Annotated in this window: 29 protein-coding genes; 18 read left to right on the forward strand and 11 right to left on the reverse strand. The window is 42.3% G+C overall.

The window, feature by feature from the left end; genetic code table 11:
• Positions 1 to 228: 228 nt before the first annotated feature.
• Together V7L31_RS23280 and V7L31_RS23285 are read right to left on the reverse strand one after the other, a co-directional pair.
• Positions 229 to 576 carry a hypothetical protein gene (locus tag V7L31_RS23280; protein WP_334698456.1) on the reverse strand — a complete coding sequence of 116 codons (348 nt, stop codon included), beginning with the start codon at positions 574 to 576 and terminating at the stop codon, positions 229 to 231.
• A 665-nt stretch (positions 577 to 1,241) separates the two neighbouring features.
• The gene (locus V7L31_RS23285) at positions 1,242 to 2,609 is read right to left on the reverse strand and encodes a glycerophosphodiester phosphodiesterase (RefSeq protein WP_334698457.1); all 1,368 of its coding nucleotides are present in this window, start codon (positions 2,607 to 2,609) and stop codon (positions 1,242 to 1,244) included.
• Between the two features lie 344 nt (positions 2,610 to 2,953).
• Between V7L31_RS23285 and V7L31_RS23290 the strand changes: the two genes are divergently transcribed.
• The gene (locus V7L31_RS23290) at positions 2,954 to 3,496 is read left to right on the forward strand and encodes a hypothetical protein (RefSeq protein ID WP_334698458.1); all 543 of its coding nucleotides are present in this window, start codon (positions 2,954 to 2,956) and stop codon (positions 3,494 to 3,496) included.
• Between the two features lie 329 nt (positions 3,497 to 3,825).
• Here the strand turns inward: V7L31_RS23290 and V7L31_RS23295 are convergent, their stop codons facing one another.
• Together V7L31_RS23295 and V7L31_RS23300 are read right to left on the reverse strand one after the other, a co-directional pair.
• Positions 3,826 to 3,972 (reverse strand): hypothetical protein, encoded by a 147-nt coding sequence (locus V7L31_RS23295; RefSeq protein WP_334698459.1) that lies wholly within the window; start codon positions 3,970 to 3,972, stop codon positions 3,826 to 3,828.
• Positions 3,973 to 4,075: 103 nt separating this feature from the next.
• Complete coding sequence (locus V7L31_RS23300; protein WP_334698460.1) at positions 4,076 to 4,861, reverse strand: SDR family NAD(P)-dependent oxidoreductase; 786 nt, start codon at positions 4,859 to 4,861, stop codon at positions 4,076 to 4,078.
• An 83-nt stretch (positions 4,862 to 4,944) separates the two neighbouring features.
• Here V7L31_RS23300 and V7L31_RS23305 point away from each other — a divergent pair, with 83 nt between their 5' ends.
• Positions 4,945 to 5,538, forward strand: a complete 594-nt coding sequence (locus V7L31_RS23305; protein WP_334698461.1) for a PadR family transcriptional regulator — start codon at positions 4,945 to 4,947, stop codon at positions 5,536 to 5,538.
• 474 nt (positions 5,539 to 6,012) lie between these two features.
• On the opposite strand, the gene arr is transcribed toward V7L31_RS23305, so the two are convergent.
• From arr to V7L31_RS23330, 5 genes are all read right to left on the reverse strand, one after another.
• A complete protein-coding gene (arr, locus tag V7L31_RS23310) occupies positions 6,013 to 6,483 on the reverse strand; it encodes an NAD(+)--rifampin ADP-ribosyltransferase (RefSeq protein WP_442944476.1) in 471 nt (156 codons plus the stop codon).
• Between the two features lie 627 nt (positions 6,484 to 7,110).
• Entirely contained in the window at positions 7,111 to 7,236 is a 126-nt protein-coding gene (locus V7L31_RS23315) for a hypothetical protein (RefSeq protein WP_334698462.1), read from the reverse strand.
• Positions 7,229 to 7,705: a GNAT family N-acetyltransferase gene (locus tag V7L31_RS23320; RefSeq protein ID WP_334698463.1), complete on the reverse strand. Its 477-nt coding sequence runs from the start codon at positions 7,703 to 7,705 to the stop codon at positions 7,229 to 7,231. Before V7L31_RS23320 ends, V7L31_RS23315 begins: the two co-directional genes overlap by 8 nt.
• Positions 7,674 to 8,648 carry a hypothetical protein gene (locus V7L31_RS23325; RefSeq protein ID WP_334698464.1) on the reverse strand — a complete coding sequence of 325 codons (975 nt, stop codon included), beginning with the start codon at positions 8,646 to 8,648 and terminating at the stop codon, positions 7,674 to 7,676. Before V7L31_RS23325 ends, V7L31_RS23320 begins: the two co-directional genes overlap by 32 nt.
• A 180-nt stretch (positions 8,649 to 8,828) precedes the next feature.
• Positions 8,829 to 9,038, reverse strand: coding sequence for a helix-turn-helix domain-containing protein (locus tag V7L31_RS23330; protein ID WP_267923390.1), 210 nt, complete (start codon positions 9,036 to 9,038; stop codon positions 8,829 to 8,831).
• A 166-nt stretch (positions 9,039 to 9,204) separates the two neighbouring features.
• On the opposite strand from V7L31_RS23330, the gene V7L31_RS23335 reads away from it, so the two are divergent.
• The 13 genes from V7L31_RS23335 (at position 9,205) to V7L31_RS23395 (ending at position 18,502) form a co-directional block, all read left to right on the forward strand.
• On the forward strand, positions 9,205 to 10,035 hold the full coding sequence (locus V7L31_RS23335; RefSeq protein ID WP_334698465.1) for a hypothetical protein: 831 nt from the start codon (positions 9,205 to 9,207) through the stop codon (positions 10,033 to 10,035).
• Between the two features lie 21 nt (positions 10,036 to 10,056).
• Positions 10,057 to 10,452, forward strand: coding sequence for a hypothetical protein (locus V7L31_RS23340; RefSeq protein WP_334698466.1), 396 nt, complete (start codon positions 10,057 to 10,059; stop codon positions 10,450 to 10,452).
• Positions 10,445 to 10,645: a hypothetical protein gene (locus tag V7L31_RS23345; RefSeq protein WP_334698467.1), complete on the forward strand. Its 201-nt coding sequence runs from the start codon at positions 10,445 to 10,447 to the stop codon at positions 10,643 to 10,645. The genes V7L31_RS23340 and V7L31_RS23345 overlap by 8 nt, the downstream gene beginning before the upstream one ends.
• 24 nt (positions 10,646 to 10,669) lie before the next feature.
• The gene (locus tag V7L31_RS23350; protein WP_334698468.1) at positions 10,670 to 11,077 is read left to right on the forward strand and encodes a hypothetical protein; all 408 of its coding nucleotides are present in this window, start codon (positions 10,670 to 10,672) and stop codon (positions 11,075 to 11,077) included.
• A 106-nt stretch (positions 11,078 to 11,183) separates the two neighbouring features.
• Positions 11,184 to 12,002: a hypothetical protein gene (locus V7L31_RS23355; protein WP_334698469.1), complete on the forward strand. Its 819-nt coding sequence runs from the start codon at positions 11,184 to 11,186 to the stop codon at positions 12,000 to 12,002.
• A 67-nt stretch (positions 12,003 to 12,069) separates the two neighbouring features.
• The gene (locus V7L31_RS23360; protein WP_334698470.1) at positions 12,070 to 12,279 is read left to right on the forward strand and encodes a hypothetical protein; all 210 of its coding nucleotides are present in this window, start codon (positions 12,070 to 12,072) and stop codon (positions 12,277 to 12,279) included.
• Positions 12,280 to 12,295: 16 nt separating this feature from the next.
• Positions 12,296 to 12,694 carry a hypothetical protein gene (locus V7L31_RS23365; protein WP_334698471.1) on the forward strand — a complete coding sequence of 133 codons (399 nt, stop codon included), beginning with the start codon at positions 12,296 to 12,298 and terminating at the stop codon, positions 12,692 to 12,694.
• A complete protein-coding gene (locus V7L31_RS23370) occupies positions 12,691 to 13,149 on the forward strand; it encodes a DUF1392 domain-containing protein (RefSeq protein ID WP_334698472.1) in 459 nt (152 codons plus the stop codon). Before V7L31_RS23365 ends, V7L31_RS23370 begins: the two co-directional genes overlap by 4 nt.
• A 59-nt stretch (positions 13,150 to 13,208) precedes the next feature.
• A complete protein-coding gene (locus V7L31_RS23375; RefSeq protein WP_334698473.1) occupies positions 13,209 to 13,931 on the forward strand; it encodes a KilA-N domain-containing protein in 723 nt (240 codons plus the stop codon).
• A gap of 18 nt (positions 13,932 to 13,949) precedes the next feature.
• Positions 13,950 to 14,549, forward strand: a complete 600-nt coding sequence (locus V7L31_RS23380; protein WP_334698474.1) for an alpha-ketoglutarate-dependent dioxygenase AlkB family protein — start codon at positions 13,950 to 13,952, stop codon at positions 14,547 to 14,549.
• A 115-nt stretch (positions 14,550 to 14,664) separates the two neighbouring features.
• Positions 14,665 to 17,877 (forward strand): plasmid replication protein, CyRepA1 family, encoded by a 3,213-nt coding sequence (locus V7L31_RS23385; protein ID WP_334698475.1) that lies wholly within the window; start codon positions 14,665 to 14,667, stop codon positions 17,875 to 17,877.
• A gap of 35 nt (positions 17,878 to 17,912) precedes the next feature.
• Positions 17,913 to 18,299, forward strand: a complete 387-nt coding sequence (locus tag V7L31_RS23390) for a RidA family protein (protein WP_334698476.1) — start codon at positions 17,913 to 17,915, stop codon at positions 18,297 to 18,299.
• 20 nt (positions 18,300 to 18,319) lie between these two features.
• Positions 18,320 to 18,502, forward strand: a complete 183-nt coding sequence (locus V7L31_RS23395) for a hypothetical protein (RefSeq protein WP_334698477.1) — start codon at positions 18,320 to 18,322, stop codon at positions 18,500 to 18,502.
• 31 nt (positions 18,503 to 18,533) lie between these two features.
• On the opposite strand, the gene V7L31_RS23400 is transcribed toward V7L31_RS23395, so the two are convergent.
• Together V7L31_RS23400 and V7L31_RS23405 are read right to left on the reverse strand one after the other, a co-directional pair.
• Entirely contained in the window at positions 18,534 to 18,755 is a 222-nt protein-coding gene (locus V7L31_RS23400) for a hypothetical protein (RefSeq protein WP_179069493.1), read from the reverse strand.
• Positions 18,756 to 18,858: 103 nt separating this feature from the next.
• Positions 18,859 to 19,143: a hypothetical protein gene (locus V7L31_RS23405; RefSeq protein ID WP_334698478.1), complete on the reverse strand. Its 285-nt coding sequence runs from the start codon at positions 19,141 to 19,143 to the stop codon at positions 18,859 to 18,861.
• A gap of 76 nt (positions 19,144 to 19,219) precedes the next feature.
• On the opposite strand from V7L31_RS23405, the gene V7L31_RS23410 reads away from it, so the two are divergent.
• The 3 genes from V7L31_RS23410 (at position 19,220) to V7L31_RS23420 (ending at position 21,408) form a co-directional block, all read left to right on the forward strand.
• A complete protein-coding gene (locus V7L31_RS23410) occupies positions 19,220 to 19,402 on the forward strand; it encodes a hypothetical protein (RefSeq protein ID WP_334698479.1) in 183 nt (60 codons plus the stop codon).
• Positions 19,403 to 19,485: 83 nt separating this feature from the next.
• Positions 19,486 to 19,716, forward strand: a complete 231-nt coding sequence (locus V7L31_RS23415) for an EF-hand domain-containing protein (protein WP_334698480.1) — start codon at positions 19,486 to 19,488, stop codon at positions 19,714 to 19,716.
• A 333-nt stretch (positions 19,717 to 20,049) separates the two neighbouring features.
• Positions 20,050 to 21,408, forward strand: a complete 1,359-nt coding sequence (locus tag V7L31_RS23420) for a hypothetical protein (protein WP_334698481.1) — start codon at positions 20,050 to 20,052, stop codon at positions 21,406 to 21,408.
• Positions 21,409 to 22,148 lie beyond the last annotated feature (740 nt).

Below are 22,148 nucleotides of genomic sequence, written 5' to 3' on the forward strand. Positions count from 1 at the left end.
TTTTCAGCAATGGCTAAAACCCAAGCCTCACAAAGGTTTTAGCGTTTGCATTAATTCCTTAGCGTACAATTTTCCCGTTTTGGCACAGTCCTGCCCATTACGGTTGTAAGCTAAAACAATAATACGTGAAGCTTCAACTCGCCTAACTTTTATAAGGTAAGCAATTCGGTGAACAATTACTGAAAAGCTTTTACCCGATATTGGGGGAGGGATGTGAATTATCACTCATTAGGTCATCTTGCCTTTAACCATGAGATAAATAGAGCCAGGTAGCCAAAAGACAAGAATGATGGCGAATTGCGAAAAATCACCTCGATGAAAACCTTCAATCAGATCAAACACACATGACGCTATACCGACAGTTCCTAAAATTCGCAGAGTTATGGGACGAACCTTGGGAAAGAAACAGGTACTGGCAATTACACTCAGTATTCCAGCGATCAAAACACCACCTGTGATGAATTTAGGTCGTTGATCAGGTGGTAAGGCTGCGAATCTTTCTGGTGCCATCATGAACAAGGATATCCCTGCAAAGATGGTTAGTATACCAAGGATATTCCATAGTGTTTTACTCATGATAGGTTCTCTCTAGAGATAGTTCTCGACCGAAGCGTTGCATAAATATTGATGATTCAAGTTGGCACGAGTATTTTTATATACATCTTATTAGGTAGCAGTCATCGACTGACATCAGCATATCCACTGAATTAAAATAGTAGAAAATAACTACGATTGTTCCCACAATCAGGTTTAATAAAGAAGCATTCAGTATTACTCATATACCTTTGGCTGGTTACAATATTTATATATTCTGGAAATTTTTATTAGTTCTTATTAATGAATAAGCTCCGTTTTTCCTAACCTCTATTAGATTTTTAAATAATGGGTATTTGATTGATGAATTCTGTAGCTTTGCCTGGGGTAGATAGACACTCTAGCCTACCCTGTCCTGTTGATGATGCGGCCAAGATCATGAATAATTTTTCACGAGGTCAAGTTATGGCGGTGGGAATGTGAAAAAATTTTCAGGAAAGCTTTCTTATTTTGGATTGAGAACTGGGGGGCGATCGCTTTGCTTTGATTCCAACTACTGAAACGAAATTACCCAAACAAAAACTACCCGCTTCGTCAGGTAGTTTTTGTTTGGGTATCGGGGAGGTAGTGAAGGACAGGTTTATGAAAAATTTTTCAGAATTTCGTCAAGGTAGGCGATTGGCTGTATAGTTAATTTTGCTTCTTAATCACTTAACAGGGTAGTTAGTTTTAGGAAGTTCCCAGATTCTAACTTGATGAGCCTCACGTAAGCTATGTATCGCTTTTTCCTTGGCAACATATCCATAATTAGCAAAGTCAGTAAAATAGCCATCTATTCCTAACTTAATGAACTGTTCATATTCACGAAGTGGTTGCCCTTGGTAGTCAGGGGAGAGAAAATATGAATCGCTGCGGAAAGTGTAAGGATGGACTAGCAAGCCAGCATTATGAGCATCTCTGACTAAGGAAGTTGGTTGTTTAAGGAACTTATCAGCATCACTGATCTGCCCATCTCCATTGATGTCAATTGGTTGACTTTGCTTATCCAATTGTGCAGAAGCAGGCACTATTAACCGTTTGTCAGGACCAATTCCTGTTGCGTAAGTTTTAACTTGAGTCAACCCTGCCGGAGTAATGAGATCGGCATAGGTTTGAGGAAGATTGTGGTAAACAAAATCATAAGGAGCACCACTGCTATCAATTAACTGAATTAAAGGAATATTGACCCCAGCAGAGGGCATGATCCGATTTTTTAATTCTTTAAGATTAGAGACTTCAAAGGATTGAATAAAAATGCGATCGCCATTGGTGTAGCCATTGGCGACTAAGCGGTCAATCAGAAGTTTTGAAGTATTGACATGGATCGGAGTGCCATCTAAATATTTACCAGCTTCCGCAAAATATGTCGGGTGCTTGGTTTCGGGATAGATACCAATCTTCCGACCAGTTTTTGCTTCGCGGCGTTTGGCAAGGTTGATAACTTCATCAAAAGTAGGGATTTGGAACAGACCATTATACTGAGTATTCTGAGGACGAATATTGGGGAGGCGCTCGATTGCCCGGAGTTTCTTTATCTCAGCTAAAGTAAAGTCTTCTGCAAACCAACCTGTAACACGATTTCCGTCAAGGACTTTAGTTGTTAAACGGGGAGCAAATTCTGAAACATCGGCAACGTTTGTTGTGGCTTCTTGAATAGTAGCTTTTCCATGAGCATCGTACACAATCTTGCCATTGTTATCTGTTTTCACTGTTGCCAATAGAGGTTCGTGGCGAACAATAAGGACTCCATCTTTGGTTACTACCAAATCAGGTTCAATGTAGTCTGCACCAAATTCAATTCCTAAGTTGTGAGAACCAATCAGATCGTACCCAAAATTTCCCACCGTATGTTCTGGACGATAACCAGTTCCACCCCCACGATGACCGATTACTATGGGAGGTTGTCCGTATAGAGTATTTAGTTTGCGGCTGCGGAAGTCGCTAGCGTCAACTAAATTGATACTGCCTAGTGTGAGTGAAACAGATAATGCTACAAAAAAACACACAAACAATATATAATTTTTGAGTCGAAGCATAATTAAAACCTAGCGAGTCTAGGCTTTTAGTTTGAGATATCGAGGTTAAAACAAGATTTACGAGAGTTTAACCGTTAAACCAAAAAGTTTTTCGTGATCTACTCTCGGCGCTGCCAAACTTTTAAATGCTATGTCATGAAGTCAAGTAGCAACGAGGTGGGTTATGGAAAATTTTCAACATCTCGCTAACGCCACAATCTGTCTAGCTATTACAGCACTTCCAGCAGCTATGAGGTACATCTTAAAAGCTGAAAGCGATGATAGGAGAGGGGCAAGGAGAAAACTATATTGCATAATAGCCGGAAGCGCTGTAAACAGAATTTTATTTCTAGTATTTCTCAAATATGAACCTTAACTCTAACCTCAAAGATATACCCCCAAATTCTCCACGCCGTCAAATTCTCAAAACTGCTCTTACCTTTGTGACTGGCGGAACCACGACATCATTAGTTTCTTTTTTAATGCCCAAATCCACAAAACCAGCAGAAGCAATTGTTGTGCAACGACCAAATGAGTTTGAGCTTGAGGGCAAAGACACTCACATAAACTATTCAATTCTCAATGGAGTTTCACAGCTTGATTACAGAACACAAAACATCAAGCAGCATTTTAGTGGCGACCAAATTCAGGCATTAGATACTGATATCGGGACACTACTGACGGTAATTATTAGCAAACCACCAAACCCTGACATTGGAGGAAATATAGTCAAACTGAGCTTCCTCCTACCAATTATCAATCTAGCTATCGGCAAAAAAGAAACTTCCCTCCTTACCGAAGCCATTTTGACTACTCAAAAGACATCAGGATTTATCCGTACTCCCCTGTTTGGACAATTACAGTCATATCAGACTTTAGCCCTCAGAGGAACCGCTAGATACCACTAGATAGCGACTAATTTCTGAAATTAAAATTAGTTTTTCTTCAGACGAGCGTTGGCTCTGTTTTAAGCTAGAGTGGCAAAGCTAGCTAGAGCAAAAACTTAAACCTAGTAAATTCGTTGTTATCGAAAAGAGAATTTGAATGACACGTTAATCAGAGTATAGATTAGTGCAGGGAAACACAGCTAATTTTGTCAGTTAAGCATTATAGTACTATTTGTAAGGCTTTTCAGTACCAGGTGTAGTAAATGTTTAATGCGGAAAAGAATTGTGGTTTCTCATATTACAATAGCAGACCTAGCAACATGAAGCTATCATGGATAACTGGCATAATTTTAACTGCGAATGCTGGAGCTATCATCACCGCTATCTTGATTTTCCATAGAACTAACTAGCCATCCATCGCCCTTACTGAAGAATCGATAGCTACTCAAGTGGCAGATGGGGACAGCATGACAGTTCGTTAAAAAGATGGTAGTCAAATAGAGATTGAACTTTGGTGATTGGTCAGCCGTGCGATTGCGCCAACATTGGACGGTCGGATGATCTTAAAAATTTTTCATGGCAGTCACAACGGTAAAGGTTTCAATGCTTCGTCATACTTTTCATCACACCGCCCATAATTTGCACCCGTGCCCATCGGGGTAATGGTACCAGCGAGTAGGTCAGTAGTTTTGATAGAAATCCCGGCAACACTGTGGACTTTCGACCCAACGCCTTTAAAGTTCCTTGAGCAACCTCCGCTGCGCTTAGAACCTTGCCCATCTTCATCCCAGCGAGATCGCCAAAACCGCTGTTAGTTGGTCCTGGGGCAGAAGCAATTACATCAATGCCTATGGGTGCAAGTTCCACATACAGGGCTTCAGCCAAAGTTTGCACATAAGCTTTGGTCGCTGCGTAATGAGCAGCAAATGGCATTCCCTGAAACCCGACGATCGAACTCATCAATACGATGCCGCCCCGTCGCTGCTTGGCAAACCGCTGCGAAAAGTGCCAGGTTAGCCCCAAGAGCGATCGACAGTTAACATTCAGCATCTCCACCTCTTGTTCCAATCGGGAATTGAGAAACGCTCCTGATGTGCCAAAACCTGCCGCCGCCACCAGCAACCCAACCTCCAAATCGTGGGTCTGCACCGCAAGGGTTTCCAGGCTCCTCTCCACCGCCAAATCCTGCACCACTGAACGCACCTCAATACCATAGCGATTGCTCAAATCCTTCGCCATCTGCTCTAAAATCGCTTGCCTCCGCGCCACCAAAACAAGATTCAATCCCGACTCAGCTAACTTCAGTGCCATTTCATGACCAATGCCAGAGGATGCACCCGTGACGATAGCCCAAGGACCATATTGGGTCTTTAGTCGCTTTTGCAAATTTCCCATGTTAAATTCTATTCTTTGTATTCAATTTTTTGAGTACAAGAATCAAGGTATACTCAAATCATAAAATCCGTCAAGTGGTTTTTAGTCCTGATTTTTTAGAACTGGCATTTATGGCTCTCAAGCATACGATCCTGGCATTTCTATCGCGACAACCCCTGAGCGGCTATGAAGTCGCCAAAGAATTTGTTGAAGGATTTGGGGGTTGCTTTTGGAAAGCGAGTCAGCAGCAGGTGTATGCCGAACTAAGTAAATTAGAACAACAAGGTTGCGCGATCTACGAAGCAATTCCCCAATCTGGACGCTTAGATAAAAAAATCTATTCGATCACTGCCAAGGGACAGGAAGAATTGATCGACTGGTTAACCCAACCCACCGAACCCACTGCCATCAGGGAGGATCTAGGCGTAATCGGATTAGCGGGGCATCTCGTGCCAAGTCAGTTAGTTCTTCGCGAAATCGAGCGCAGGCAAAAACTGCATACGGAAATGGCGCAACACTTGAAAAAAATGGATGAACACTTTGCCAAAAATTTGGATTCGCTCGAACTCAAAGATATCTATATGCACCTCATCATTCGTCGGGCGATTCGCTATCAAGAAGACTGGGTAGCATGGTGTGATGAATCACTTGAGGCGATCAATCGGGTTGTGAATAATTTAGAGGATTAGAATGCAGAATGGATGGGCGATCGCTTTATGGTTTCTGGTAAAAATTCTTGTACTAATTTTGTACAATTGCTCCCAAAGTACCCTTTACTGCACGTAAATAATCATCTGGCGATAGCAGAAGCAGCATTCCTCAGGGCAAACGCATCTTATTTACTAATAAAAACTAAGGGAGATTTCAAAATGACATAGATAAGTGTAAAAATTGATAAAATGATAAATAAAATAAATCAAATGTTCTTAAAAATCTGAATTAGCTTATCTTCAACTTAATGACTTGTTTTTTACTGCCAAAATAAGATTCTACGTAATTTTTGCACTTCCTACTTATTCGGATGCAAAATTGCCATAATTGTTCAGAGGCTTAACCAATCCTGTACTCAGACTCTAGAAGCGTCAACAATTTCTCTTCGACAGCCGTTAAATAAGGAAGGCCGTTGATTTCAATCGGTGAGCAGGATGTGGGAATCTTAGAAATTAATTAATAATTTCTCCTTTGTTATTGGCCAACTTTTCACGCCATTTTTGGAGTTCCTCAGGTGTTTGTCTCACCCAATCTGTGACTTCGCCAACGATTTTTAATGGTGCTTGGGAGCGATATGAACGTGTCGGATTACCCGGAAATTTTTTGTCTGTAACATTCGGGTCATTTTCAAAACTCCCTGTCGGTTCAACGATATAAACACGTTCACGTCCATCGCCTTTTGCTAATGCAGCAGCTAGTCCCGCTCCATTAACAAGAGCTGTAAAATAAATGTGATTCATTTTGAGTTCAGATTTGTAATTAGAACTGCCCCCTGCTGTCAGTAAATCGCCAACCAACAAATCTGCTTTAGTCCCATGATAAAAAGGACCTTTGTCAGAAGGTTTATCCTTAAACGAAGTTGCTAATTCATAATTCTTTTTTGCCTGATCGGGGTCGCTTAAGTCCTCATAGCATTTAGCAATGTTTGAATATAGAGCAGGCAAAGCACTCTTAACAGAGTCGTCATTTATTTTTAATGCAAAATGCAAAGCCGTTTCGAGCCATTTTAATTTATCGGAAACATCTTTTTGATGTCGGGCGACATAATGAGCTGAAATAAACTTTTCAAAGTCGTATGTCGCTTCGTTCCAGGCTTGAAGAAACAGTTTACTTGCTTCTTCTGCTTTGCCTTTTTCTTCCATGCCCATACCTTGAAGACAGAGTTTAACAACATTGTTGTTTGGGTTGAATTCCATGATTACTTTGTCTCGTAATGATTGTAATTTCGATTTAGTTACTTGTCCTTAGTCTGTTGAAGTGCATCGTAACTACTGCTAACGGTTCGCTTGAGCGGCTGCAAATAACCTTTACCTCACACCAACACCCACCCTTACCCCTGAGTTCGGGGTTGTCCTTGGCTAAAACTTGGCATACTTCGCCCAAGTGGTAGGTGTTTGGTACTCTGGTTCGCTCCATTATGCGCTGCACAATGTCTTTGACGATTCTACCACTTGGGTACTTTACCACCCGCTTCCTCTACTGCCTTCGGCAACGTCAAGGATGAACGCGTAACTCCATAAGTGCCTTTCCCGCCTCAAAAAACGCCCGTTCTACCTTTCGCTCCAGGTGCAAGCGGTAAGCGTAGCCATGCCGTCAGGCTTATCGCTAATTTCTTGCTCGCTTAACTCTGGAATTTCAACAGCAGTAACGGTGATTGTTACTAACCAATCAAGCAAGCTTTTTCGTCATAAATACGCTGTTCGGGTCATCAATGTATTCACCAAAGGGGCCTCGGTACTCAAACCCATACCGTGTATACAAGGCTCGTGCTGAAGCAAATTCTGGAATTACCCCTGTTTCTAAATTCAAGCAATCGTAACCACGCCGTTGGGCTTCTTTAATAATCTGTTCCAGAATCTTTGAGGCGACACCCCTACGTCGGTGAGCCTTGACGGTACGCATTGATTTAATTTCACCGCTTTTTGAATCTAGTTCTTTCAATGCCCCGCATCCAAGCAGTTCTTCGCCATCCCAAGCCGTCCAAAAAGTAATATCAGGCGAACGCAATGCCTCTATATTAAGAGCATGAACGCTTTTGGGTGGGGTAATCTCATGCATGTTTTCGAGATGTTCCCTCAGAAGGTTAGCAATATTTTTACCTGTCAAATCATCTTCACGAATTTGCAATCGGCTTATTTCCTTCATTAACCCCATATTCCTGCTCAATCAAACCCAACAACTTCTCCTCCATAGCAGTCAAATACGGTCGCTTCAACTCCCCCAGATGCTTCAGCACAGCACGGGCAGCTTCTTCTAATTTCTCATTTTCCCGCAACCTACTGATGCGATCGCTGATTAGCTGCATCTGCTGACATTCCGACTCCAAGTAGTTCAGTGGCTTGAGGTGGTCAATTCTGACGCTGTACTCGCCATCCCACATTGTAACTGTACAACTGAACTCACCGACATGGCTAACGATGCACCAGCAGCCACCTTTGCCCCTGAGTTCGGGATTGTCTTTTGCAAGGATTTGGCAAACTTCGCCAAGGTGGTAAGGATTAGGGGCTTTAGTACGCTCTAGAATTCGCTCAATCACATCTTTGACAACACGACCAGTTGGCACTTTGCCATCAGCTTGTTGCACTGCCGCTTGCCACACCTGCCATTGCTCTTGAGGTTCTAGTTTCGTCATTGGTCGAACTTGACCTTCACTGGTAGGTAAGATTTGTGATCCATTTGTTGTCAAATCCTTAATCCCTAAATTTTGACAACAAATTGTTGTCAAATTTTCGTACACATCAGCTGCTGCAATTAAGTAGTTCGACTTTTGACGACTGTGACCAAAGCGATCTCGGCAATATTCCTCGAAAGTACGATGAGTTGAACGATATAAACGGCGATCGCGTAACTCCATTAAAGCCTTACCAGCCTCAAAAAACGCTCTCTCCACTTTGCGTTCTAAATACAGGCGAGCGGTTTGTTCATCGTCGCTCAACTCTTCAATTTCACCAACTGCAAGTGTTATCGCTGCTGAATCTAGCTCTTCTTGGGAAAAAATATTTGAGTTAGAAGTATTAATTGGTAGTTCTGAACCACTGGATACATTAGAGGCAGGTTTTTTCCTTCTAGAGGATGGCTTGTTCATCATTCCACCTTTAGCCCAGTGTTGTTTTAAACTATATTGATCTGTGACACGGCAACCGTACTTATAAAACTTGTAGGGCTACTATTTTCAAAAATCCCTTGAGGATAAGAACATATTGCAGATATACCATTAGATGAATGAAGCTTTGAAAATCGCCCCTGGAGGGGTGATTAGTTGGCAAATTTACGCACCTTCGTCAATAAAAAACATTTCACCTAACGAAGCATTAAATAATTTACAAACCTTGATTACTGTCTGATTATCCAAACGACTAAAACGATTGTGATAAAGTCTTCCAATAATTGTTGGACTTAACCCAGTTCGCGCAGCAACCTCCTGCTGAGTCAAGTCTTGTTCCTCCATGTACTCCCGCAATTTACATCTCACATCCATTACATTGAATTCTATCTTACAGAATAATAGTTTAATACTTTCCTGTCAACAGCTATCTAGCATTCTGTTGACAGCTATATAGTTAGCTGGTATTATTTAGATATAAAGAAAGCGCTCCCGACCGCGAATCTGAAGCGCTTTCTGTCCCGTTAGGAACTGATTTATTATGACTCACGTTATTTACACAGCACAACAGCTGCAACTGAAATCCATAGCCCGTCTGAAGCAAATCTACAGCGAAATCGCCTGCACAGCCGAAGTAAGCGACAAACGCTGTAAGGATGCCTGGATTTTCGCCATTGTTAATTATCAAGCCAGCAAGATTCAAAAACTCGCCCCTGCTGCCCCCGACAACCAAGCCCTCGCCCAAGCCGAACTCGACAGCTACATCGCCGACCAAGCCCAAGCCGTAGCTCCCGAACCCCTCACAATAGTCGAAATCTCGTTTGACCATCACGAATATTATGCTGGTAATCAACTGATAGCCAGCATCAGCCATGACGACAACCATTTAACGCAACGCTGGGTGGTTATGGTAAACGATAAAGAAATATTTCGTGCCAACACTCTAATGCGTTGCGATCGCTTCATCTGCGCTCACTATAAAGACGGCTCATTACCTGTGCAGGAACAACTTGCAACACCCCCCACGACCGAAAACCAAATCATGGCGCATATCTTCAACGAGTGCCAGAATTACGGGTTTGAAATCCTCGATGATGGCATTTACAACAACAACGGCGTGAAACTGGGGCAAGTCGGATGCACTGACGGTAACTGGTGGGTAATCCTGGGTTATTCAGGTCAGCAGCAGTATTCTAACTCCGTGTTTGATGCTGTGCGCTCATTGTCGATGGTGGATACCGTACCCCATGCAGAAGCAGTTGACTGCGAAGAATTGCTAGACCGACCATTTGAGATGCTGACAACCCTTGATTGGGAACTGTTACGGGAGTATGCGCCAGTTGCAGAAAGCCGGGAGTTGGTAGCGGCGTAATTCTCGCACAGACGAGAGCGATTGCTCTACATCTACTCCTTAGCGATCGCTCATCAACTATTCGCTTATTCACCAATCCCAATTAAATCTATGCAAGCCACAATCTCAATCCCCCAACACTGGGGCTACCCTCGCTTTGCTTTGGAACAGCGTACAGAACAAGGCATCATCTTAGGACTTTATTACTACCCATCTGGTACAGAGTTGGCTGAACAATTTGATGATGGTTGGCGCTATGTGCTGATGCCTAATAAAAACTCTGATGAAATATCGTACTTGAAAGAGGATCAAATTCAACCGCTTTCTCCAGAAGAATTATTCTCAGAAATTACCGCAGAGATTGAGCTTCATCAAAGTCAAATAGCAATTCTGCAACAACAATTAGCAGCCATCACTGGAGGTAGCACCAATGGCTAATTCTACAGATAGCTTTGACCACAGAGCAAATCATTTGCTGCGTTCAATTCGGCTTTGCGGCGGTTGTGCTCCATTGCATCGTTTGCAATTCCAATTCTCAGATTCAGTCATTCAAACTCTGCTGGATAGAGAACTGGTGCAAGTGCAGAACACGGAACGCGGCTTTTTGTTAGAGATTGCCGAGGATTTTTAGCTCTTAATCAAAGAGGAACCAATCATGAAACTTTACGCTAAAACCATTGCACAGACTTTACCTAATTGGGCAACTGTCGTTACACAGAGCGCAGATTTGATTGAGATTGAAATCAACGATGAACACCCCAACTTTCAATCTCTGCTTGAAGAGTTGGAAACGGAGATTGAACCAGGAATCATGGGAGTGAAAGCAGAAGATTTATGCTCACGATTGGGCATTGAGATGTCTAACCCAAATCTGCACTACTTAGTTGATCAAGCCCAAATTCTGATATCTCAAATTACTACGCACCGAGACTACAAACAGTTACTAGACAAGGGATATAGCCCTGATTTAAATATTGCCGATGCTCAAACCGCACTGACTTATTTGCAATGGGAATTAGAAGGCAATCGAGAACCTTCTAATTGTACAAAAGCGTTCACCTAAAGGAATGCCATTACTTTAGATGAACGCACGGAAGTTTTTCTTCCGCTACAGAATTCCCATTATTGCACACAGAACAACAATCAATAAAACTTTAACCGAGGTAAACATGGTTACTGAAATCAAACTAGGTTTATGCAACCCTCCCGAACCCATCTATTTATATGTCAAAAATGCTGAGTTAGGTGGAGAATCTTACCTGTGGTATCACTACGATATTGAGAGGGATAAAACCATTCCTGTTTCCCAAAGAGCATTAACTGGCTATCTGTCTGAACTGCGATTTACGACTAAAGAGTTCAAAGGCAAGGATAATCTCAAGCTGGATATTGTCGTCAGTGCTGATGAACTTTATATTGTCAGGACTGGTGTTGAAACTAATTTTGCCAAAAGCTTTCTTCTCGCTGCCTCTTTAATCCAAGATTTTTCTAAACCACTGATTATCGTTGCGAATGCTGGTGACGAAAACACGGTTTTCTGTAATCTTTACGATGCTGCAAGTAAAAGCAGAATTGAAAGAGAATGGAACAAAAATGCTGATTGGGCAACTATCATTCATGACATTCAATTTCGCTTAGGTGGCACTCCATCTACACCAAAACTTAGCGTAGTCCCTCAACCAGTACACCCTCAAGATTTACGAATCAAAAATATTCGCACTTTGCTTGATTATCCACTTGATTTGGTCAAAGAGTGGTTGCAATTCCAGGATGTTGACCGCCCAAGTTTACTTGATATTAGCCAGATTAATGAACTAATCAAAACCATGTGTTTGGCTTGGGCTTCAAACAAGTGCGAGTATCCCAATCATGCTGAGTCTTCGTATCAAAAGCAGGTTATTGATGCTGTTGTTAGCGGTGCTGATGAATTAACGGCAATCAACAGATGGATGCAGCAGTTGCAAACAGCAAAAGCCGGAGCAGTGTAAATCAGCAGACAGGATTCAGAATAATTTTACTTCTGAATCCTCAATTAATTAGATGGGAATAAAAACCATGAAAGTCATTGTCACAGTAGTCGAAAAAATCATCAGTGAAGCGCACATCGATATCCCTGATGGGCTAAATCAATCCGCAATCAAGCAGCACATAGTAGACCGCTACAACACTGGGGAAATGTCCACAGATATGAACATCTTTCAAGTGGATTTTGAATCTATCAACGCTCAGATTGTTCAAGAAAATTCTTCTCCTAAGTCTGCATAAACATTGGAGGTAATAAATGAATCCCAAATGGACTGATGAAGAACTCGGAATCATTGAAGCTAAAGCTGAACTTTATACCCCTAAGCAAATAGCCTCAATCTTAAAAAGACATGGGTATTTTCGTACTCCAATTGCTATCGCTACTAAACTTTGGGCTTTAGGTTATTCTACAAGCCCCTTCCTCGATAACTATAGTAGTGCTGAAATCGCCCGTGTTCTATGTGTGCATTCCACCACTGTTTCTGGTTGGGTGCGCCGTGGTTGGTTGAAAACTACCCGCCGTTCTTCTAAGCGTTATCAAGTTCGGAGATGGCATCTCAAAAGCTTTTTTGAAAATCCCACACAACATTTAAAAAAGCGTATTGCCTCTATTGACTCCGAAGCCATTAATTACTTATTAGGAAAAAAAGCATGATTGACCACATTAACGCACTTCAAACAAGCTGGTATCTCTCTCCACCTTGGGGACAAACAATTCCACCTGTTGCAGTTAATTTACTGGAGAGAGTTTTCCTACGAACTACGAGGAGATTTGGTTACTGCTGCGGTATGCAATGGAAACACGAATGTTGGATTTATTCAATTGATTGCGGTAAAGAAATACTCCACGTTACACAGAACCAAATCATCGGGACGGGAGAATTAGAAGCACTCAACGTGCAAAAACCTGCTTTCGTTTTGGGCGAAAGAGTGATCCTTTGCTCTCACGACAAGGGAACAAAACAACGGCTGATTCTGGGGATTGCGCTGGTGCATGATTCTTGGTTTTACCTTGTTGAATTGATGTCACCAACGTTAATTAAGACACCAACTATATCGAATCGTTTCTCACTGGTTGGTGAAAAAAGTTTGGTGCGGGTAAATGCTTGAATTTCTTAGATTGCAATTCCTCTTTCTTCATTGTTTGAACAATAACCAAGGAGTTAATTATGTTGATACACAAATGGCGTGACTCAGATATCAACCAAATGCCAGAAGTTGGGCAGCTAGGCAAATACAGCATACCCAAAGGCTACGTGAATGCAACTCAGATGTGCCATGCAAATAATAAGTCTTGGGGGCATTACAAAGAACGGAAGTCCACAAAAGCTTACTGGACGGCACTTTCAAACGACATCGGAATCCCGATATCGTCTCTTGTCATCGAAGTTGATGGCTATGGCAGTTCTCAAGGTACTTGGATTCACCCAGAAATCGCCATTGATTTAGCTCAGTGGGTTTCTGTCGAGTTCCGCATCTGGGCTAACAGAACCTTAATGAAAGTGATGATGAGTCAAGAGCCTGTACAGCAGAAGTCAATGACTCAAGTACAGTTACTTGCCGCTTTAGCACAACAATTGGCAGAGCAAGAACAGCATTTACTCCAACAACAACAGCAACAGACCGAAATTTTATCCCGTCTTAAAGCGGTTGAAGTTGAGCAAGACAGGGTAAATACCCCATGCGGCCACAAATATAGTGTTGTTGGTTTCGCTAATCTTCAAGGTTTAGAAATATCGGTTAAAGAAGCCGGTACTAAAGGTCGAAAGGCAAGCGCATTGTGCCGAAAACAAGGGATAGAAATAGAACGCATTCATGACCCCCGGTTTGGAAGAGTCGGTTTGTATCCCGAAAGTGTGCTTATCGAAGTTTTCTGTGCCAACCAAAACTAACGGATGGAGAAAAGTATCATGCAACAACTCAATTTATTTGCTGAATCAACCCCAGTTTTACCAGTCACTTATTATCCCGATTTCTTAAGTCAGGAACTTGCCAACTCACTCTACCAACACTGCTTGAAACTGGAGTGGCAGCAAAATCAAATTAGGATGCTGGGTAAAACAATGCCCGTTCCCCGTCTTGAGTGCATTTATGGTGATGCCGGATGTGATTATCTTTACTCGAATAGTGTATTTTTGAAACCACTATGCTGGACAGAAGCTCTGTCTAGCTTACGGGACAGAATCACTGCGTTGACTGGCTATAAGTTCCGCATCGTCATCGGCAATCAATACCGCAGTGGACAGGATTCGATTGGCTGGCACGCAGACAACGAACCATCGATGGGACTTAACCCGGCGATTGCATCAGTCAGTTTGGGGTCATGTCGAAAATTCCAAATTAAACCGAGAAATGGCAGACCTACTGATTTTTGGTTGGAACATGGCAGTTTGCTTGTGATGCACCCAGGTTGTCAATCGACACATCTGCACCAAGTTCCCAAGACCAATAAAGTTGTTAGCACACGAATTAATCTTACGTTTCGACCGCACACCGGGAGGAATAAATAACCCTCTGGCTGGCTTAGTCAGGATTTCATAGCCAGCAAAAGCTCTCACAAAAAGTTGAACCGGCGGCATGGGTGCAATGCCGCTCTATTTCCATGCGTCAAAAAATAGAGGGAATATGCGTATAATCGAATCTGATTCTCAAGCTCTACACTTACAAGAATGGTTAAATAGTGGCGTTGACGAAGAAATCATTGCTCTGAATGTGCGATCACTCTCTGGGACTTTACCCTACGAATATCTGCTCTACAGTCCCAAAATCTCCCGCCGCAATGATGGACGACTGCGCGATCGCGATTTAAAAAAATACCAGCACATCGAACTAGGCGGCTGGTGGTGCAGTGGCGTTGACCCACTCAACAACTACGTCCTGATGATGTGGGGCTGCTTCAAACCCGACCATCCCCGACGCGATCGCCAAAAGATCCACAAGTTTATCAAGTACGAGCATCCATACAGAGAAGAGACACGCGCTTTCTTCCTGCTAGTCCCGAATCGCATTTGGGTGAAAGTTTCCAATCGTAGTGGTATCCCTATTACTGAAGAAGACCTACAGCACCCTGGCGGTTTCTGGCATTGGGTTTGGCGCCATAATGTGCCAGTGACAATCGTGGAAGGTGTCAAGAAAGCGGGGGCGTTACTGACTGCTGGTTATGCTGCGATCGCAATTCCTGGTGTTAACGCTGGATACCGCACCCCCCATGATGAGTACGGTAACGCTATTGGTAAGCCCTCTCTGATTCCCGACTTGAAACATTTTGCAACACAGGGGAGACAGGTTAACATCTGCTTCGACCAGGACAACAAACCTGAGACAGTCCAACGGGTGAGAACTGCTATCAGTCGTATGGGTCGGTTGCTGGTAAATGAGGGTTGTTCGCTGCGAGTGATTGATTTACCATTAGGGGCAGAGAAAGGGGTTGATGATTTTATCTATGCCTTGGGTCAACCAGCATTTGATGCGCTCTACAATACTGCCGTTGCACTAGAGTTGTGGGAGATTAAGCTGTTCACTCTACTGACTTACCCGCCTGCGATCGCACTTAACCAACGTTTCTTGGGCCAGCTTCTCGTCCCCGAAGGTGAAAAACTGATTGTTCTCAAAGCTCCCAAAGGCACTGGTAAAACCGAATGGCTTGCAACTGAGGTGGCAAAAGCACATGACCAGGAGAGACGGGTATTAATTATCACCCATCGCATTCAACTGGGAGAGGCACTGTGTAATCGGTTTGGCGTTAACTATGTTACCGAAGTCCGAACGAATGAAACAGGCACATTATTAGGATACGGAGTGTGCGTTGATTCATTGCATCAAGAAAGTCAGGCGCGATTCAATCCCAATGACTGGTCAAATGATGTGATTATTATTGATGAATGTGACCAAGTATTCTGGCATTTGCTTAACTCTGGTACGGAAGTGCAAAAGCGGCGTGTGTCCGTTCTAAAAAACCTCAAGCAGTTAGTGCAGAATGTTTTGGGGAGTAGCCAGGGAAAGATTTATCTGTCTTCTGCCGATGTGTCAGATATAGATGTAAAGTATGTTTTATCACTCGCTGGTGAATATCGAGTTAATCCCTTCGTAATCGTCAACAATTATCGCCACGTAGCTGGCAACTGTTACAACTATTCTGGGAGTAACCCGAAGAATCTTATCGCGGCACTCGACAAAGCCATTGCCAAAGGTGGGCATCATTTATTATGCTGCTCTGCTCAAAAAGCAAAGTCCAAGTGGGGGACGCAAGCATTGGAAGAACGTTTTCGCCGCAAGTTCCCACACCTACGGATTCTGCGAATTGACAGCGAATCTGTTGCTGATCCATCTCATGCAGCTTTCGGTTGTATCGCTCATCTGAACGAGATTCTTACCCAGTATGATTTGGTTATCGCTTCTCCAAGTCTTGAAACTGGAGTATCTATCGATATTCGAGGACATTTTGATGGTGTATGGGGAATATTTCAGGGAGTGCAGCCGGTTAACTCTGTGCGGCAGATGCTTGCCCGATTAAGAGAGACTGTTGACCGTCATATCTGGGTCAGAGAGTGGGGGATGTCGGTTGTAGGGAATGGTTCTACATCCATAGGGGGATTGCTCAGAAGTCAACACGTCGCAACACAGGCTAACATTGCGCTGTTGTCGGCGGCGGACAATGACGATTACAGCTTTGTTGACCAGAACTTCCAGCCAGAGTCATTGCAGACTTGGGGTAAGCGTGGTTCTGTCATCAACGTTGAGATGCGGCGTTATCGAGAGTCTGTGCTTGGGGGATTGGTCGAGGATGGTTATACCGTTATTGATGCCGACGATGCCGACGATGATGAGAGCGGGGCTGTTATCGAGTCGGTTAAAGCGGCATCTGTTGAATTGTATACTGCGGAGTGTCAGGCGATCGCGGATTCTGATGAACTCTCTGGGGCTGAACTCAAGAAGCTGCAAGATAAACGTGCCAAAACCAAAACTGAACGACATCAACAGCGTAAGGCGGAATTATCCCGTCGCTACGAAATTGACGTAACCCCTGATTTGGTCGAGAAAGATGACGACGGCTGGTATCCTCAACTGAGAATGCACTACTATTTGACGCTGGGACGAGAGTTTCTGACAACTCGTGATGCCAAAAGAGCTGCATCGCTGCTAGAAGCTGGGGAGAATTCGATTTGGAAACCTGATTTTAACAAAGGGCAGCTATTGCCTGCTGTACTGTTACTCGAAAATCTGAATCTGTTACAGTTTCTTACACCAGACGTTCAGTTACGTGGCAGCGACGAGAAGATGGTGGAGTTTAAAGCCCTGGCTGTAACGCATCGGCACGTTATCAAGAATTACTTGAATGTTAGTATCTCGGAAAAACTTACTCCCGTGGCGATCGCACAGAAGTTACTTGCCAAGATTGATTTGAAGTTGAACTACGTTGGTCGGTTGGGTAAGCGTGAAAATCGGGAGTGCGTCTATCGGTTTGTTGCCCCTGATGATCAGCGTGATTCAATTTTCGGGCAATGGCTCAATCGGGATGAAGCATTTCAAAATGAGTTGGTGTCAGTCACTAATAATATAGTTTTATCGACACCAATGATTGACACAACCTTCCAAATATTAGAAGAGGTAGTGTCCACTTCCCAAGAACAAGCCTGGAAAGGGCTGAAACTGAAATTACAGCAAGGCTTGGATAGCGCTGGCTCGTTCTACAATCAGTTAGTCTCCACAATCGGCTCGGCTGTTGGAATTGCTGATGGTGAGCCGTTTTGGAATGGGTATCTGGGGCAGTGGCAGATTGCTGTTAACTTTGCTTCGGGGTGTAAGTCTGTACTGTGCGATTGGTTGATAGTGGTTTAATTGTAGATACATTTGGAAGGAGATTCCACAATTAAATGAGTCGTCAATTCATATCTTCGGGTTCTATCTTTGAGCAAGAAATTGGTTATTCTAGAGCCGTTATTGATGGAGACTGGGTTTTTGTTTCTGGTACCACAGGTTTTGATTACAGTTCGATGACCATATCTGATGATGTTGTAAAACAAACAGAGCAGTGTTTTAAAAATATTAATGCTGCACTAACAGAGGCAGGACTGGTAATGCAGGATATAGTGCGAGTTCGTTATATTTTACCGATTCGAGAAGACTTTGAACAAAGCTGGCCAGTAATTCGTAAATATTTAGGAGATGTCAGACCAGCAGCAACAATGATTGTTGCAGGACTTTCAGATCCGAGAATGCGGATTGAGATAGAGGTGACAGCAAAAAAAACTAGGGGCTAGATTTGAGGAGCAATTTTTTTGTGACAATTGACATAACTTCTTGGCCGCTCGTATTGCTGAGAAAAACACCCAAGTTGCCTTCCCTGCCAACGATTGCTGATGGTGAGCCTTACTGGAACGCATATCTGGGGCAATGGCAGGTTTGGGTTAACTTTGGGAGCGAGTGTAGGTCTGTGGTGTGCGATTGGGTGGCGGTGGTTTAGGTCAAAGTAGTTCACTGTTTCATCAAAAGCGTTACTGTGAGTCGGTAATTGTGCAAGTTCTGAGTTTGGGGCAAACAATCTCTATCGCCTTGCCCTTGAAAAAAACAATTGTGTGTTCGTTATCTTCTGAGTCGCTTAAACGGACTCGTTTATGGATGCTCATGTTTTTCATCTCCCTAACGGTATTCTCAAAGAAATATGAGTCATGTCCACAGTCGCAACGAAAGGATGATGGATGGACTTCTATTGCCATTTTAAATGCCTCGATTTACACCCCCAGATACTACCATGCTCTATGGAATTGATATCTGGGTTATGTTGTTATCTGGCTTGCTGGTTTCTGCCTCTTGAATACCCTACTTAAAAAGTGTTATCTCGTCGTTGATATTTACATTTACGACCTCATCCATAATTGGAGCTTTCAAGTGCGTAACAGCTAAAACTGATTCTGACTGGATACTAATTAAGCGAACGTATGCGATAGATTCTTTTGGGTTAAGTCCAGCCACAACAATTCTATCCATTGGCAGTAAATCATTACTAGTCGGTAATGCGTAGGTTGCTACTTTGAACAAATCACCTGTTGCTGGGTGAGCTAAATAATTAATCACAACGCAACCAACCCCATATTTTGGGAACATTAAGCGATAAAATTCCCCAATCCTTGATCAGAATTTTCAGCCCGAATCTTTGCAGACTTGGGGGAAACGTGGTTCTGTGATTAACGTTGATGATCAGCCTGATTCAATTTTTAGGCAGTGGTTCAATCGGGATGAAGTATTTCTTAGTGAGTCGGTGTCAGTCAGTAATAATATAAGTACAACTACACCAGTAACTGACACAACATCACTCCAGCGTACATTCAATTTAACCCTCAGCGATAGCCATTTCTATGTCTAAAGATACAAGTTTATTTAATTTTGAGAGATTAATCCGAGATTAATGAGATATTAAGTTGAAAACGGTTCTTCAGATAAAAATTTATGGCAACCGAGCAAGAGCTTCAATCTCTTTTTAACACCTTAGATAGCGATCAAGATGGTAAAGTCTCGATTAATGAGCTTTTTTTAAGCCCTGGTTTGAGTGCGATCATCTCAGCAGAAACAGGTGTGAGTAGTCCCCAGGAATTAATAGCTACGCACGGGAATGAAGACGGTAGTATTACCTTTGAGCAGTTAAAGAAAGTTGTTCAAGAAACTGGAAATCTAAGCTAAGAATCAAAGCTTAAATGCTTACTTACATCTCACCTATGAACGCTACCTTTTTACTATATCAGTATATATGTACTATATTGAGATGCGTTTCCTCTGGTCTGGGGGCGAGATGTCATCATCAGGTTTACCAGTTTGTTAAACCTGACGATGGGCGCTCTGGTATTTTCGAGAAATGGTTGAACCGGGATGTCTCTCAATTTGAGGCTGTGTCCATTAGCAATACTGGACTGACAAGAATAGAAAACGCTATGGCTAAAAAAATCTAGCTATTGCTAGATGCGATAATCCTCAAAAACGCTATAGCCTACAATTGTTGAATAGAAAGATTCGCTTGTGGATGCCATAGTAGAAAGATCGCACACACTCAAACAAGCCTTGGTTGATTTTGTCCTAGATGCTGACGGTGAACTAGCACAAGCACTCGACATTTATGCATCTGCACAGATGCCTAGCGGTAATGGCGATCGCACCCAACAACAAGTAATCATTGACAGGTTTATTACAGAAGGGAAAATTGGCGAACGCTCACCTATAGAGTTATTCATCGCCAGTCATGCAGATTTGTCAGAGAACGATCGCAATCTCCTGAATAGCTGGCATCGTAGTTTTATTGGTTTATTTACTATCACCCAGATTTTACCTGATGGCTTAGAACTCATGAACTGGTTGACAGCTAAACGTTACATAGTTCTGACAGCTAAAAATTACATTGTCAAGTCTAACAGCCCTGAAAAACAACCAGCCACATCTCGTTTCAAGCCAGGAGATATTTTACTAACACGCATTTTTCCTCTTACTGATAATCAGTGGATATTTTCTGGCTCTCACACATTTATGGGTAAACTCGGTAAGCCAAAACTCGCCGTCGCCATTGGAAATTTTAAAGATAATTATAAAAGTCATCTTTACAGCGATGCTCCAGACTTGCTAGAACAAGCATGGCAGTCAGTAGAGCAATATCATCAGCAGTTTGTTGAGTTTTTTGGGACTGATGAAGTGACATTACCAGGATACCAACTCAATAATAAGATAACTGAATTTCGAGAAATTATCACCGATAAATATCTCAAAGCCGCCGGAGTTGATAGTTCCAAATATTTGAATGAAATAGTAGCAAAAGCTGGTATTAGTGCAGAAGAAATTATCGTCGCTGCTAAAGAATTTGGGATTGATACTAACGCTGTTTCTCAAATCTTTGATGGGAAAAACAGCACTTCAAAAATGGTTGCACCTCAAGTAGGTTTACCTGCTGAACTCATAAGAGCAGAACAAGTCACAGCCATTTCTCACCCACGTTGGGGATTGATGTTTTTATCAACATATACTAAAATCACAACTATATTATTAGCTGATGATTGGCAAAGTATTAAAGGTGCAGTAAAACTAATTCGTCACTACTTAGAAGATAAAAATATTAATGCTTATACATGGCATCGGTTAGCACAAAAATATCCCACTCAATTAGAAAAAGTCTTGCAAGATTTCTTGCAACGTGCTGAGTTTAGCCTGAGCAATAATTTAGACAAAATTTTGCAAGAGTATGGTAAACCTATCGAGCCAGAATTACCAGAAATTGCTAGTGTTCCTTTACATCTACATAATTTATTTCAAGAAGCACTTACAGAAGTGAATAAATCTAAACCCAAAGGTAAAAGACAAAAACAACCAGTGAAAGGTTTTCAAAGAGGTTAGTTTGATATCAAGTGCATCTCAAATCCAGGGAAGTAAGTCGGAGAAAAAATTTATGCGCCGCAGTGGACTGAATGGATGGGGTGATTTCCCATTCGATATAGACCATTTGACTGTTAATTCCTCAAACATTATTTGAGTCTTGTGAATAGGGAAGCAATATTCTCTTCTTCATTATATTGGCTTATTTTTGAAGCCTAGCTAACTCTGAAACTTTAGAATCTGGCGAAATTTCCGATGCTTCGTCCCTATCAACCTTTAAAGAACGCAGTAATTCCCGAATTACATCGTTCATGGGTCTTCCTGTTTTTGCACAGTATTGTGACAATTTCTGTCTTTCTGTTGACGTGAGATTTACTGTCAGTCGTTTGACAGCCCATTTTTTATTGACCATTTACTTTTTATACTACCCTATTACTTTTGTCACAGAAAATTATACCTTTGCTTAAAAGCCTCTCCTAGCTAAAATTTTATTTCCCCTCACAGAGGTCTAGAAATTTAAATTATCTTTCTTGAAAAATAAGTTTAACATTTTGTGCATTTGCATAAAATTATCCTGTTTTCTTGAGTTGAGCTATTTAAAATAGTGTCGCAGCCATGACCACAGTTGATTTTTGAACTTAACGGGCTCTGGTGATGGTGAATAACTTGATGGTTTTGTTTGAGCAATATTATTCATTGAAAGTACACAAATAGTTAGTTCGCCATCTGTATAATATCTGTCACCTCCTCCGTTACGACCA

This window comes from Nostoc sp., assembly GCF_036916655.1.
In the GTDB taxonomy this organism is placed as follows: domain Bacteria; phylum Cyanobacteriota; class Cyanobacteriia; order Cyanobacteriales; family Nostocaceae; genus Nostoc.